We start from the raw sequence: 14,238 nt of genomic DNA, 5'->3' as shown, positions 1-14,238 counted from the left end.
CTTCGTGTGCGTCCATAAGGACACTCGATAAACGATCTCACAGCCCAGCAGCCAGACGGCCCTCGGCGGAGGTTTACGACCCGGATCCTGTTCGGCCAAAGCCTTCCAGGCGTCTGCCATGCCTGTCAGGCCGAGCGCGGCCATCTGGTCGAGTGTGGGGTGTGTCAGCATCTGTTTGTCCTTTCCGGGGTTACTGGTAGTAGCCGGGGCCGCGGATATTGTCGTGGACCGGCGTGGCGGTGACGGGGTCTGGCGGACTGGGCGCCCGATCCAGACCGGTGATCAGGATGGAGCGCACCGAGGTATAATTGACGGTGCCGACCGTCAGGGCGCGTTCGCAGGCCGCTTCCAGCCTGTCCGCCCCGAACTGGCGCTGCAGGCCGAGCACACCGAGGGCGGAGCGATAGCCCTGTTCCGGATGCGGCCTGTCGCGCATCAGCCGCTCGACGAGCGCGGCGGCGTGATAGCCGGTGCGGGCGGCCCGGGTGATCAGGCTCTCGGGCGTCATGCCACCGTAGCGCTGATGCGCCTTGGGCATGTGCTCCTTGATGGTGCTATGGCCGCCGCGCTGTCCGCGGCGGTGGTGAACCGCAACCCGTTCGTGATTATGGAAGATCTCGATCATGCGGTGGGTGAGCCGGACATCGACCTGGCGCCCGATCAGGCGGTGCGGCACCGAATAGAAGCCATGCAGAACCTCGATATGGTAATCGGGATGCACCTTGGCGCGCTTCCATTCCGCGTACTCAAAAGGCGTATCGGGCAGCGGACCGAGCGCGGGGCATTCGATCTCCACGAACAGCTCCCGGCGCGAGCGTCCGACCCGGCGCATGATCCGGGCATTCAGATCATCGAGCAGTTCGGCAATGGCGACGTTCAGCGCCTCGATGGAAAAGAACTGCCGGTTGCGCAGACGGGCCAGAATCCAGCGCTCCACGATCAGCACCGCGCCTTCAACCTTGCCCTTGTCCCGGGGCTTGCGCGGTCGCGTGGGCAGCACGGTCGTGTCGTAATGCGTGGCCATGTCGGAGAAGGTCTTGGTCAGCGACGGCTCGAACCAGAGCGGTTTGGCCACGGCGGCCTTCAGATTGTCGCAGACGATCGCCTTGGGAACCCCGCCGAAGAATTTAAGCGCCCGGACCTGGGCATCAATCCAGTCGGGCAGCTTCTGGCTGAGGCTCGCCCAGGCGAAGGTGTAATTGGACGCCCCCAGAACCGCGACGAAGATCTGCGCGCGATGCTCAGCACCGGTGCCCGGGTCGATCACCGGGATCGTGTGCCCGGCGTAATCGGTCTGCATCACCGCGCCGGCCTCGTGGCGGTTGCGATACCGGGGGCTGATGCGGTTCTCGAACTCGCGGTAGCGTTCGCAGAACCAGGTATAGCCATAGCCGTCGGGATGGGCGGTGCGGTATTCCTCCCAGAGCAGCACCAGCGTCACGCCCTTGCGCTTCATCTCCGCCGCCATCTTCGGCCAGTCGGGTTCCGTCAGATCCCGGGGCGGACGACCGACACGCTGGAAAAGGACCTGCTTCAGCGTCGCATCGTCATCGCGGCCGGGAGGCAATGGCCAGCAGTCCAGACCTGCCTCCCGGGCGCGGTGCAGGTAGGTCGCCACGGTCGTCTTGCTGAGCTTCAGGCGCAGACCGACCTCGCGCACCGAAAGCCCCTGTTCATGCGTCAGCCGCAATATGGTTCGTATGTCTTGCACAGTCATGCGCCTCGGTTGCTTCCGTCTTGGCATGTCCCCTCCCGATCTTGTTCAAGACCGGCAGAGTGCCGTGACGGCGCAGGCGATGACCAACCGTACCCAAGGCCCCCGGAGCTGTCCGGGAATTACCGAAATCCCTGTCCGGGATTTACCGAAACGCGTGTCCGGGAATTACTGAAATCCGTGTCCGGGAATTAGCGAAACCCGCACGCGCTCGGCATCGAGGCAGGCAGTGTATTGCGAAGCGTCACGAAAATACTGGTTAAACTCGTCATAAAACTCGTCGCGAAACTCCTTTGCCAACTCCATGTCGGTCAGCTCGGGTGCGATTGGTGGATCACACCATTCAGCGTTGGCAACACCTGGGCCAAGGATAGTCAGCGCCGCGATGATGATCGAAAGAGGTTTCATGGTCTGATTATCCCTTCTTTGACAGCCTGTCCGTGAATGGCCAGTTTAGCTGCAAAATGGTTCGCGCCGTAGGTCTTTTGGATTGCAGCAACACGTTGGTCATAGGCATCTTTCCCGATAGCCTTCCGAAGGTCGCTTTCGTGAAATGCTTTGTTTGCAAAGGGCGCTGGCCTTGCCATGAGGATTACCGGATCGGCGCAAGGTGGGGTTGGTGCGATTGGTTTTGGCGGCGCTTTCGGTGCCGACTCAAACTTGGGTTTGGCCTTGCGGACAAAGGCGATCAGCCACGACAGCGGCGCGCGGTTTCATACAGCCGGGCGTCCGTCGGATGGGCGATATTCTTCTCCATGACTGTGGTATCAACAGTCACCCGCTTGAGATCTTTACCCTTTACCACCCCAGCACGCTGTCCGGCCCTAATCGTCTCGGTTAGCAGCCACTCCACGCCTTCCTCACCGATACGATTGCGCCAACGTGTCATCGACGAGGGGTCGATCGGCAGGCGGTGCTGAAAGAATGTCTCGCCGCAGAAGTGCTGCCAGTAAGGATTTTCTGCCCACCGCGCCACGACGCCTTCGTCGGAAAGGGCAAAGGCATGCTGGAGATACAGCAGCCCCGCCACCAGCCGCGGCGGTGTTGCCGGGCGACCGGTGTGGGACGGAAAGAACCCGCCCCATTCACGATCGAAGGTTTCCCAGTCAATCAGTTCAGCGAGCTTCACCAGTTCGTGGCGCATGTCGATCATCTCGGCCAATCGGGCGCGGAAGAGATCATCCTGTTCAGAAGGCGGCGTTTTGGGCTTCATATCGTGGCTCAAATTTGCAGGGTTTCTATTGCCAGAATACAAAACCTTGCGAGACTTGCCCAACAAAATCGCCATTTTTCCGATATAATTCAGATAGATGGGAGTTATTCAGGGCGGACTACTTATTCTAATTGGGGAGAAAACAAAGAACCTGTATAAGTTCGTCAGATGGGAGATAGATTTAGCTATTGAACTCGAGCTTCCAATCATTGCCGTCAATCTGAATAATAGTCGTTTTCAGGATGAACTCTGCCCGCCCATTATACGTGACAAGTGCGTGGTACACGTTCCATTCAAGCTTCGACCCATTCAGCATGCGATTTTGAATTGGCCTGGCGAATTCAAAGGACTTGATCTACAAACAAAGGCAGGCGGCGCAAGACACTTTAACGATGGTCTATATCGTCAGTGGGAATAAGCTCATTTTAGCTTTGCTGCCAACTTGGCCCAGGGAACAGCCTTAATCCCATTCTTTTGTAGCCACTCCGGTTTCTTTCCAGAGTACTTTTCTCCCGCATGAACAGCAATAACTGCTTTCCCCAGCTTTAGGCTCTGCTCAACTTCCCACTTCACCCACCGACTTTGAGCTGTTGAATCGGATAGATATACGACGGTTGTTGAACATCGTTTTATTCGTTCAGAGATTTTTTCTCTTATGTATTCAGCTCGTTTGCTATCATAGGGAGCCCTTACCGAGTGATCGTTAAACTCGATGTCACTGTTGTCGTTCTTGGCCTGAGCACGTAGCAAATTCACTTCATTCATGTCTTCCGCAGCGAAGCTGATGAAAACATTCTTTTTGCCGCCAGCGAGCGCTTCACGGGCTTTCTGCTCTAGTGAACTAACATCACCAAGACGGTTCCAACCGCCACCACCACCACCTCCCATCTAAGCCTCCTCGAAATTGAATTCGTTGCACGCAATGCAAGCTCCGCAGGCATCATCCAGACCCAAATGGCATGAATAGGTGCCAATGATGCCCTTCGCTTGAGCTAGCGCGACGACATCGATTTTATGGAAGGCCGACAGTGGCGCAAGAACTCGAATTTCCCTACCCATGCAGCGTCCAATTATGGCTTCTGCATCTTTTAGGAAGGCATCAGTTTGGTCAGGAAATAGGCTAGCATCCTCGTGAAGTAGCCCTATCGAGACAGCATCCGCATCTCTTTGAAACGCATAGCTAGCGGCGACTAACAGGAACAGCATGTTGCGCCCCGGCGTAAATGCATCCTCCAACACACGCAATGTTGGATCGGTCAGTCCTGAACGGATAAGTGAACCGAACCCTCCAAGGCCGGCAACTTCCGGCGCAGGAAGATCAAGCCGCGCCAACACTCTGCGGCAGGCATCTAGCTCTTTATCCCGAGCCCTTTGTCCATAGTCCACAAAAAGTGGAAATTGCTCGAGCCCTTCTTCTTTGGCGAGAAGGGCAACAAGACTGGAGTCAAGGCCTCCTGACACTAATGTCACAACACTCATATCAGCTTTTCCTTTGGCTGCTTAATTACACGCATCACGATCCATATGGCCCAATCTAGGATACCGACTGGGCAATCTGAGTCTCTGGCATGCGCGCGTAATACAACTTCCGTGTCGACATAGCCTGAAATTGATTGCACAGAGCGACTATGTGCCGAGTTCAAACCTAAAAGTTCCATGTATTCCAAGACATGGCGATCCAAGATCGCAAGGTCGTAGCTTAGCCCAACATTTCTGAGAAACATGCTAGCTTGTTTTGGGCCAAGGCCAGGTGCGTTGTCGACCAGCCATTTTCTAGCATCCTCTGCTGTCGTAAACTCTTCAAGCAATTCCGAAAGACTGTCGCGCGTTTTATGTATTTGCTTATGTGTCATAGCAAGCTGAGATGCCTTGGCCGATGGAAACCTATACTTCCGCAATCTACCCTGAACGTTGACCGGTTCGCTCAGAATTTCCAAAATATATTTCTCCCGCTGAGTGTGCGCTTTTTGGGTTAGGAGCAACTCAGATCTGTCGAGTACGTCCGCTACGGCTGCGGCAAGCGGGTAAGGGACTTGACTGCTAAGAATACAAGATGACAGGTCCCACCATAGGGCGCGCTCGCTGACGGCAGGAACGGTACACTCAATTCTCCGCCTTATCTCTGGACAGATGCTAGCCACAGCGGCTTGGATTTGGTCAGCCCTATAGATCATGGTCGAACAATTCTGGTGCTGCTTCATGCAAAACTTGAACCGCCGCTTTGCCCAAGCGCGCGCCCACAAAACTTTCCAATCGACCCTTGCTAGCAGCCTCGCGCAGTTTGATTTCAAAATCTAAGAAATACTCAAGATTGTGAAAGGCGACTTTTCCGGAATAATCCACACCCGAGCCTTCCTTAAGTGCCTCCTGGACGACGATTGAACTGGAAAGTTCAGCTTGCCATGCGAAAAGATCGAAATGTTGAAAATGGTTCAAACGATCATTTTCGTGATCTACTACTGTCCGACACCACTCGAGCCCGTCGAATGTGTCAGCACCCGCAGCAGCCATAATGGCGACTGTCCAAGGATTGCCTGTCCCCAATAGATGCACTGGCTGATAGAATGACAAAGTGTCCAACTCTTTACGTATGGCACGCATAGTCTTGACGCGCTGAACTATACCAGCTCCCAATTCCCGTTCGGGGATGCCAATCAACTGAGGTTGAAGCGCCTCAGCTACAACTCTCGTAATTTCAGGAATGAGCTCGAATTGATAACCTGAATTTGGTGACGGTGGTGCGTGGACGACAGGTAAAATCGGCGCGTTGGTGAAACCCTGATCTCGCTTGGCCATGTTAACAATTTTGTCGGAGATTCCCTCCGGTGTTGTGTCTTTATCGAAGTTGAAGTGAGCCAGTTTGTCGAAACAGAAAACCCAATCATGCAGGTCGTGTCTTAAAGCCTGCGCGAGGTCTTCTGGTTCCCATTCGTGCATCATCAGCCGAGATGATTCATAGTTTCCTGAGTCGAGCAAAACAAAACCTCCCGTCTCACGAAACGCTCTCAGCTCACTAATTAAAGACGCGGGCTCCCGGCGCTCTACTAGATCCCAAGCTGAAACTAATATGGCAGGTGCTTTGGCGATAGTTAGCGCTTTGACTGCCTGATCTGGTACCAATTGTGTCTCAAAGGAAGAAACTGAAAGAAAAAGTGTCGGCAGTTGAAGGCGACCGTTGGCAATGTTTATCGGTCGATCAGGGGCTTGAGGCGATGGTAGCACTGATAGTAAACGTGAAAATAAAGCCTCATATTTTTGATGATCGGCTTTACCGTCCCAGCTGGAAAACGAAGTTGAACTATATCCTCCGAAACCGTAGGCTGGCTTACTGTCATCGAGTGTAACCCCAACAATGCAAACCTTGTGATCCTTGGCCAGTTGAACATCGTCGCGAACAGTATCTTTTTTTATTGACGTCTTTGACCATAGCACAATGACGCAACTTGCCGACTGAATCTCCTGATTTATTTCTTCTGCGAAGCGCTCTTTGATGTACTCGTCCCACCAAACGCTCCATCGAGTCTCTAAGTGCTTCACGAGCTTCTTTGCGATGTTTTTATCTTCGCTGCCGTAGATAAGTACAAGGTCAGCCAAAAGTTGAATCTCTTTCGAAAAAATAAGCTGTTGGCGCGCTACGTTTCACGACCTCACAAAGCAAGGCGGTTGGCTTTACATCATTTCAAACCATAGTCGCCCAGGCAGCGTGATACAAGGCCGTCGTGAAATCACTTACGGTACATTCGACATGCAAATTACTAAGGCCCTCCCCAGCTTGTACTTCATCAAGTAGTACTACTGGAATATTTTTATGCGAAGCAAGGATGGTTTGAACAGCCTCTTGACTTAGGCCATCCGCAATTATGAGAATAGCAGATGGTCTTTCGCTTCTTCCCGTTGCGAGATCCCCTTGGATGGCGACGCCAAGCTCGCGCAAACGATGTTTAGCTTCCTCAAATACATAGTGGCGACCGAGAGTATCGCGCGCTCCAACAACTTGGACCCGCCCTCGGGTCGGTCCGGTCACAGGGTTGTAGTCGTGTGCTGTGCTCCTCAAGGGCAATCGCTTGGTATCCGCGTAAATTGCTACACCTGCAGATGCTCGGTATGCAGCCGTTTCAGGTTCTTGGCCTTGCTTCGCCCAGAAAAAAGCAAAAAGTGCAGAGAATACATCACCTGTACCGATCTTGAAGACGGTCGGAGATCGAAATGATGGGACGTCGAAGCTTCGCTCAAGTGCGTCGACTACGGTCGCTCCACGAATTCCTCTTTTGATAACAACAACGTTCGCCTGCTTTCGACGAATAATCTCCCCGGCCGTCTCGATAAGTGTCGCTCCTGAAGCTCTAAGATTCAGTTCTGCTTCGTTGAGTACAAGCGCCAATTGCTCGGCACTCGACCCGTTGGAAAAAAAATCTTGAATTTCCTTTGTCCCTTGAGGATCAAAGACGGCTCGCTTGGCTGAGACGATCGCATCACCCTCGATAAATCCAAAACGGAGCACCGCCTCACCTCTGACTTGGATCGGTTCGTGTTGAATAGATATTGGGGGATGAAGATGTGGAGCAGAGAGCGGATGGAAATATGCAAAAGCGATACCAGAGTCACGCCTTGTCAATGAAAGTTGGATACCGTGGTCCCTGTATGAGTCAAGGGGGAGACTGCTAGCATCTTCAAAGTAGCAATGCAGCACGACTTCATCTGAAAGCGCTGCTATTGACATTGCTGCTCGACCACCCGACCCAAACAAGGCATTCCACGCGGGTCGCAGACACACTTCTTGATAGACACCTCCTACAACATGCATGATTTTATCACATATGCAGGATGGGGACATTCTGTTTGGTGTGCTGCGCTGGAGTACATTCGCCCAACTTGCCCGCGATATCTACTCGGTGCAATCAATTGCATGCGTTCTATCAACACCTCACGTTTTAGTGGTCTCAAGATGTATCCGATTCTGCGCTGGAAGCGACATTATAATTTTTGGCACAAAGGCTGAGCAGATAGCGAAACACGGGCAATTGCATTCTCGTCCGATGAATGCTCCAGCTATCGCCAGACTGTCTGACGTCAGCGCCTATGGGTCCAAATAGGGCGATTTGATACATAAAGCCGCGCATGACGGACCTCCATGCAAATTGTTGCGAAAGATTCGCTTCCTGCCTTATTGCTTCAAAGCAAGGTTCGCGACAACACTTGCAAGGTTCTGGGGTTCAAGCCTCGATGAAATCGCATCTAACTCCAACAATCCGCGTGTCAAATACGGGTGAAATTTCTCAGTCAGCAGATTTCCTGCGCCTGCAAACAGGTCAACGTCCTCGCCGCCTCCAATTCTCTTGAGCATTACAGATATCGGCGGGGTTTCGTCACCTGCTTCCACTTGAAGGAAGCCATCATATTGTTCGACTGAAAACCCAAACCCTCTCAGCGCAAGCGCGAACGTTGCCGTTTTCATTGTTCCTACTTTTGTTGCGATGATTGAGGTTTCTTCACCCAAATTGACAAGGGACGCATCCGTAAACCCCATCTGAGCGTAGTTCAGCCGCGCCTCTTCAAGCATTTCGAGCGAATTTACGTCCATGTAGAGAGGACTGTTATCAGCTTCCAGCACATCGAACATGCGCTCGATCACCTTGTCATGAATCTCACCCGGATCGCCACCGAACACAGGTGGCACACCTGCTTTGGCCGGTTTGACCATGATAACCTTCTCACGATCATGGATCTCTTGAACCAGCCAACGGCGTCCAGAAAAGATGAGCATCATCCCAGGTGAAAGGATGTTGTCAATCGGTAGTGTCCCAAGATCTCGCCCGTTTGAGACCAGACGGAATTCCTCGGGCGTCTTGAACACCGCATAAAAGCTATAATGCTCAACCAGCCGTTCCCCGGCTTGCCCCAACAGTAACAACCCACCGTCCGTTTGCTCTATCAAGCCCGTTTCAGGATTACCAAGCGCACGCAGCACCTCAGTGAACACCGCTGTACTGACTTGGCGAAACGGTCCTTCGCGACACAGTACGCTGTATAAAATATTTGCCGGGGCCCCTCCCCGCTGCGCAATCACTGAAAGGATTTGATGGACAAGTGTAGACAGATGCAGCGCTTGCGGCTTGGGTGGTTCGCACCAGCCTTCCAGCAGAAGGTCGATCATCGCGATGGACCGGATCAACCCCAGCCTCAGACGATCCACAAAGCTGCTATCCGAGGTGAGCCTCGTTTCTACCGCATATTGTCGAAGGATTGCTGGCTGACCCTCCCGACGTCCTGAACGTCCTAATCGCTGCCGAAGGGCTGCAACGGTGAAGGGTGCGCCGATTTGGGCGACACAGGTCACATCACCGATATCGATACCCAACTCTAAAGTGGATGTGCAGACAGCCGTGGTCGGTTTGCTGTTATCTTTAAGGCGGCGTTCGACAAAATCACGGTGATCGCGTGAAAGGCTGGCATGGTGCGGATAAAACTCTTGGGGAAGATGGTCTTGCTCGCAAAGATTGCGCAGTCGGTCAGCGTAAATTTCAACACGTTGACGGGCACCGGCAAACACAAGATTGTCGCTTCCGCGTAGATGCTCGAACAAATGCGCTGCGACAGCGCCTGTGGCAGATGGGGTGTTGTCGTCTTCTCCACCGGAAAGATATCCACGCAGCTGTAGTTTCAGTTCCGCTTCTCCGCCCTCTGCTTCGATCAATATGACGTTTTCCGCATTGTCAGGCCGCAGATAAGCGCGGGCTAGGTCCATATCTCCAAGCGTCGCAGATAGTCCAATCCGGCGAATGGGCCTTTTGAGCGCCAGCTCAAGACGTGTCAGCAGGGACCGCAATTGCACCCCGCGCTCACTGTCGAGCACGGTGTGCAACTCATCTATAACCACCGCGCGGGTCGCCCCGAACAAGCGCGAAATCTCCAAGCCCCGACGGACGAACAACGCCTCAAGCGACTCTGGCGTGATCAGCAAAATCCCTTTGGGGTTTTTCATCGCGCGCGTTTTGACCGATTGCGAGACATCGCCGTGCCACGGCACCACTGGAAGTTCCGCCTCATGACAGATGCCTTCCAACCGCCCTGCCTGATCCGTGATCAGCGCCTTGAGTGGCCCGATGTACAGCACGTCGAACCCGCCGCCTTCAGCCGGTGTGTCCAGTACCTGAGAGATCAACGGAAAAAATGCAGCTTCCGTTTTACCACCGGCCGTTGATGCGGCAACGATGAGGTCGTTCTCATTTTCGCAAATAGTCCGAATTGCGCGCGCCTGAATATCGCGCAACTCACGCCACCCCTGCTGTCTGATCCACTTCTGGACGGGGCGTGCAAGTTGGTCAAAGGCGCTGCTCATCCTCAGGGCTCAGAGCTTGAAGCTTATCAGATCATCGTCACCACTTGGCTGAGCACCAGTAGTTTCCTCCACCTCGCTCATGTCCTCGCCCAGGTCTTCTGAGACGTCGATCTTTTCGATCAGGTCACTCCATTCAACACCTGGGTTTTGTTCCAGCACGGACAGCAAGTTCACAAAAGCCGTGACAGTATTGCGTGGCGTCCTGAAATAGGCCTCTCCAATCCGGTCTGAGCAATGGTTCATAAAGGCTTCCAGCGCTGTATCCGGCAAAGCCGTTTCATCGTCTTGCATCACGCGTCTGACATTGGCCAACAGAACAAACAGATCTTCCGGCGTCAGGCTTGCAAGCCGGACAACAGGCCCTGACAGATCGACCAAACCATCCCGGGCGAAGGTGTTTTCTGTCAGCCGCGATTGCAGGGCTTCGTAACTATAAAGCCCACGGCGCGTGCTCATCAAAAACTCTGGCGTGCCCCCCATCAAAAAGCCAAGGTTCTCGGCACTGCCCTGAAGCACGTCATTCAAAATCCGCAGAATCTGCTCGTAGTTCGCATTGCGTGCTTGGGACGATGTGAGCTTGAACAGGTTCACCATTTCATCAAGGCCGACAAGCAGCCCTTTGTAACCCGCCTCGCACACAAATGCCGACATCAGCTTGAGATGATCGTAAACGCTCGCATCATCGACGATCGTGCGCACGCCAAGTGCTTTGCGCGCATCCGTGCGGGTTGCAAATTCTCCCCTAAGCCAGCGCAGAGCAGCAGACTTAAGCTCGTCATCCCCGTTCTCATGGCCTTCCCAATACCGGCGAATGACCTCTGCAAATTCAAAACCGCCAGTGAGTTCTTCGAAATGGCTCAGACGCTCACGGATAATGGTGCCAGTCGGCACATCTTTTTCCTCGGCGTCTCGGTGGGCTTGGCTGACAAACCGTTCAACCACACTGGCCAATGCACCGCCGTCGGGCTTTGTGCGCGTCGACAGGTTGCGCGCCATCTCTGCGTAGAGGCCACGTGCCTGACCTCCCGTCGCGTGAATACGTCTATCAGGGGCAAGATCAGCGAACATCACCACTAGCCCTTTTTCCAAAGCCACCAAACGGATCAGGTTCATAAAGAAGGTTTTGCCTGATCCATACTCCCCGATAACGAAACGGATGGCTGAGCCGCCGTCCGCGATACGTTCCATGTCCTTCACAAGTTCTTCGATCTCGCGAACGCGTCCTACCTGAATATGACGCAGGCCCAGTTTTGGCACGACCCCCGCCCGCAAAGCCTGAACAATTGCATCGCGTTCACGTGGCTTCAATTTAGACATGACGCCCCTCCCCTTCCAATTTTTGTTTTACCGCATCCGCAATCTCCGGAGACACGTCATATCCATCATACTCGTCCAGCAAGGCTTCATCATGAGTCTCAAAGGCCCACTCGTTTACGGCCTCCAATGCACCTGACGGCATCAATCCATGCTTTCCGCAAAGCTGCTCGAATGCGTCCTCGGTCCAGTTCTCTTGGCCCACCAAATCCAACAGCAGTGCCCCATGTTTTGCATCTAGCCCAGCAAACAGCGTTACATCCTTGGAGTCCCTGCCCTCTTCTGCTTCTTCCTCGGCTTCAAATATCTGTCCAAGGACAGAAGACACCCGCGCCGTATCTGATCTAATAGCCGCGATCCGCGATGCATCCAGCACTGGCCCGGTTGCCTTTTGTAGCTCAGGAATGGCCTCTCCAGAATTGCCCGGCTGGGCCGCGCGAACAGTGCGTGGTGCATCCGCAATTTCTCCAGCGTGCAGGTCTGAATACGCAAGCGACGGATCAAGACCCAATGCCTTGTACACCTTCTCAATACTGGCGACTTCTTCGGATTGGATGACACCATCGGCGTGTGCCGCACCCACCAAGGCCGCACGCATCGCCATTTGGTCTTCCACACCAACATCTTTGAGTTTGCGGCGCAGCAGCGTCATGTCAGGCGGCACAGCAAGGAACCATACCATATTTGCCTGAAGCCGGTGGCGCTCCTGCTCACTCAGCCCCTCAACAGATGCAACTTGAGCCTCCAACGCTTTGCGTTCAGCTTCGGCGATACGCCCATCAGCATGGGCGACAAACGAGGCAAGAGCTAACTCCATCAACGCAGTCTGATAACTTGCCGAAACATCTTCCAGCTTTTCGATCTGCTCGCCGAGATCAAACAAGACCACAGGCTCTTCCGGTTTCGGGGAACGCAGTGCAAAGCGTGGATCAGGTGCCAGCCCAAATCCAAGACGCGCCAAAGCATCTGCCGCCCCTGTTAGCTGTCGCTTGCCAATTTTCGTGCTGCGCTGTCCTTCGAGCTTTTCGATCACGTCGGCCAGCGGAATAAGTCCGCCGCTCTTCATGATCCCCCTCGCCCACTCTTTCAGCGCTTCCATTTCTGTCGATGGGAACAGGGTCCACAGATCTAGTGGCAAGAGGGCATGCGCTTCGATGCTTCCGCGACCCTCGGGGTTCCGACCAAGATAGCGGCTCAGCTTATCAAGGCCGTCTATGACTTCGTCCGCGACTTCCTGCGCAATCTCGACCGGCTTTCGCAATCCGGAGATATCTGGAACGGGTTTGCCGTCGGCTGTTGGGTTGAGTGTCCCCTCGAACTCGCTTGAGGCTGCGCGATACGTTGCTTTGAGGTGTTTGCGCGGCTTGCTGACCTTTAGCCCATTGGGAAAGCGATCGTCGAACCTCATCTTGAACAACGCCAGAAACTCTTCACGACAGCGCGTAGCGGGCGTGCGTAAATGGCTCTCTGGATGGCAAATCAACCAGCTCAGGACCCAGTCTGCGCTCAGGTTTTCTCCCTTATCGAGACGCGCGCCAATCGCATACTTCAACGAAAATGGAAGCTCCCAACCCTGGCGTTCAAAGGTCGGCTCCAGCGCCTCAAACTCAGTTTCGGCAAGTGTCGCGATATCAAGAAATTCACCCAAGTATCGTTTCACCGAATGGTTTTCAGGATAAAGAGAAATCAATCTCCGAACTTCCGCGATGATATCCTTTGCATCAGCGTTGGATTGGTCGACGAAAAATCGCCGCTCTAACCCGTAAAAATACAAAAAAATGTAACCCGGATCATAGGATGGGTCAGAACGGCCACTTGCCAACCACTCAAGATAGGTAGCCCTGCTTCGTGCTGAAATATCGGAGTACCCAGGCCAGTACGACATACCCTCCCCTGCCCTATCGTCCCCTGTCCTAGCGACAGAAAGAGACGGGTCAATGAATGCTCTGCATTTGTCTTGATAGCCGTGCTGATTGAGCAATGGCGGCGTGCCGACATAAACCATTCCACCGATATCTCGTCCAGCAACGGTCGCTGTCTCTGCCGCAGATATCCAGCCACTCCTACGTGAATTCGTTTGCGTCTTTTGTCCTTTTGGCCGCGCGTTTTCATACTGCGTTGCAATGGCGGAAAGTGCTGGTGCCGCAGACTGGCCAGCACGCACAATTTCAGCGTGATCCTGTTTTGGAAATTCAGGCGGCAGTTGGGGAGATGCGGCTGGTTTCTCAGCGCTCATCGGAGGTTTGCGGACAATCTCTTTATCGGAAATGCGCGGCGCGATGTTGGGTGAATGGCTACGCTGTTTTTTATCTTCAATCGTATCCGGCTTGCTGAGCGCCTTCCGTGCCCTTCTGCGCTCTTGCAACCACACAAGCAAGATAGGCAACCCAAAGGCAAAGAGCATTTGACCGCCAACGGGCCAGCCTTGCAACACAGTCACTACGGCCACCATGCACATCAAAAAATAAATCGCGAAAAAAAATAAAACTCGAAAAAACTTTAGAATTGATGCCATTAACGAAACCCTCTTTCGGAACACACTAGATTGCGTGATTTGCGATGCAATCACTATCGCTAAAGTAGCAGCGAAAATCTCTGCGACTTTCAATAACTACGCTCTCGGTCCGCGTCACGATGAGAGCAGACCAAGGCAGGTCC

11 protein-coding genes and 1 pseudogene are annotated in these 14,238 nt (G+C 53.7%); 1 reads left to right on the top strand and 11 read right to left on the bottom strand.

Going from position 1 to position 14,238, the window contains the following annotated elements; all coding sequences use genetic code 11:
* Positions 1–190 precede the first annotated feature (190 nt).
* The 3 genes and pseudogenes from istA to DC366_RS16090 form a co-directional block, all read right to left on the bottom strand.
* The gene (istA, locus tag DC366_RS16100; RefSeq protein WP_108693244.1) at positions 191–1,744 is read right to left on the bottom strand and encodes an IS21 family transposase; all 1,554 of its coding nucleotides are present in this window, start codon (positions 1,742–1,744) and stop codon (positions 191–193) included.
* 138 nt (positions 1,745–1,882) lie between these two features.
* Positions 1,883–2,122, bottom strand: coding sequence for a hypothetical protein (locus tag DC366_RS16095; RefSeq protein WP_108693243.1), 240 nt, complete (start codon positions 2,120–2,122; stop codon positions 1,883–1,885).
* A gap of 295 nt (positions 2,123–2,417) precedes the next feature.
* Positions 2,418–2,927: pseudogene (locus DC366_RS16090) on the bottom strand (transposase); the annotation flags it as partial.
* A 97-nt stretch (positions 2,928–3,024) separates the two neighbouring features.
* Between DC366_RS16090 and DC366_RS20570 the strand changes: the two are divergent.
* Positions 3,025–3,345, top strand: coding sequence for a TIR domain-containing protein (locus tag DC366_RS20570; RefSeq protein WP_108693242.1), 321 nt, complete (start codon positions 3,025–3,027; stop codon positions 3,343–3,345).
* 2 nt (positions 3,346–3,347) lie between these two features.
* Here DC366_RS20570 and DC366_RS16080 read toward each other — a convergent pair whose 3' ends face one another.
* From DC366_RS16080 to DC366_RS16045, 8 genes are all read right to left on the bottom strand, one after another.
* Positions 3,348–3,815: a TIR domain-containing protein gene (locus DC366_RS16080; RefSeq protein ID WP_108693241.1), complete on the bottom strand. Its 468-nt coding sequence runs from the start codon at positions 3,813–3,815 to the stop codon at positions 3,348–3,350.
* Positions 3,816–4,406 carry a 7-cyano-7-deazaguanine synthase gene (locus DC366_RS16075; protein WP_108693240.1) on the bottom strand — a complete coding sequence of 197 codons (591 nt, stop codon included), beginning with the start codon at positions 4,404–4,406 and terminating at the stop codon, positions 3,816–3,818.
* Positions 4,403–5,101, bottom strand: coding sequence for an 8-oxoguanine DNA glycosylase (locus DC366_RS20620; RefSeq protein ID WP_108693239.1), 699 nt, complete (start codon positions 5,099–5,101; stop codon positions 4,403–4,405). The genes DC366_RS16075 and DC366_RS20620 overlap by 4 nt, the downstream gene beginning before the upstream one ends.
* Entirely contained in the window at positions 5,091–6,521 is a 1,431-nt protein-coding gene (locus tag DC366_RS16065; protein WP_165802938.1) for a toll/interleukin-1 receptor domain-containing protein, read from the bottom strand. The genes DC366_RS20620 and DC366_RS16065 overlap by 11 nt, the downstream gene beginning before the upstream one ends.
* Positions 6,522–6,606: 85 nt before the next feature.
* On the bottom strand, positions 6,607–7,731 hold the full coding sequence (locus DC366_RS16060; RefSeq protein WP_165802937.1) for a carbohydrate kinase family protein: 1,125 nt from the start codon (positions 7,729–7,731) through the stop codon (positions 6,607–6,609).
* A gap of 360 nt (positions 7,732–8,091) precedes the next feature.
* Positions 8,092–10,266 carry a DEAD/DEAH box helicase gene (locus tag DC366_RS16055; RefSeq protein ID WP_108693236.1) on the bottom strand — a complete coding sequence of 725 codons (2,175 nt, stop codon included), beginning with the start codon at positions 10,264–10,266 and terminating at the stop codon, positions 8,092–8,094.
* Between the two features lie 9 nt (positions 10,267–10,275).
* On the bottom strand, positions 10,276–11,583 hold the full coding sequence (locus DC366_RS16050) for an ATP-binding protein (protein WP_108693235.1): 1,308 nt from the start codon (positions 11,581–11,583) through the stop codon (positions 10,276–10,278).
* The gene (locus tag DC366_RS16045; RefSeq protein WP_243405173.1) at positions 11,576–14,188 is read right to left on the bottom strand and encodes a tellurite resistance TerB family protein; all 2,613 of its coding nucleotides are present in this window, start codon (positions 14,186–14,188) and stop codon (positions 11,576–11,578) included. The genes DC366_RS16050 and DC366_RS16045 overlap by 8 nt, the downstream gene beginning before the upstream one ends.
* Positions 14,189–14,238: the final 50 nt, after the last annotated feature.

Source organism: Pelagivirga sediminicola (assembly GCF_003072125.1).
Taxonomy (GTDB): domain Bacteria; phylum Pseudomonadota; class Alphaproteobacteria; order Rhodobacterales; family Rhodobacteraceae; genus Roseovarius; species Roseovarius sediminicola.
This window is presented reverse-complemented; position numbering and strand designations above follow the sequence as displayed.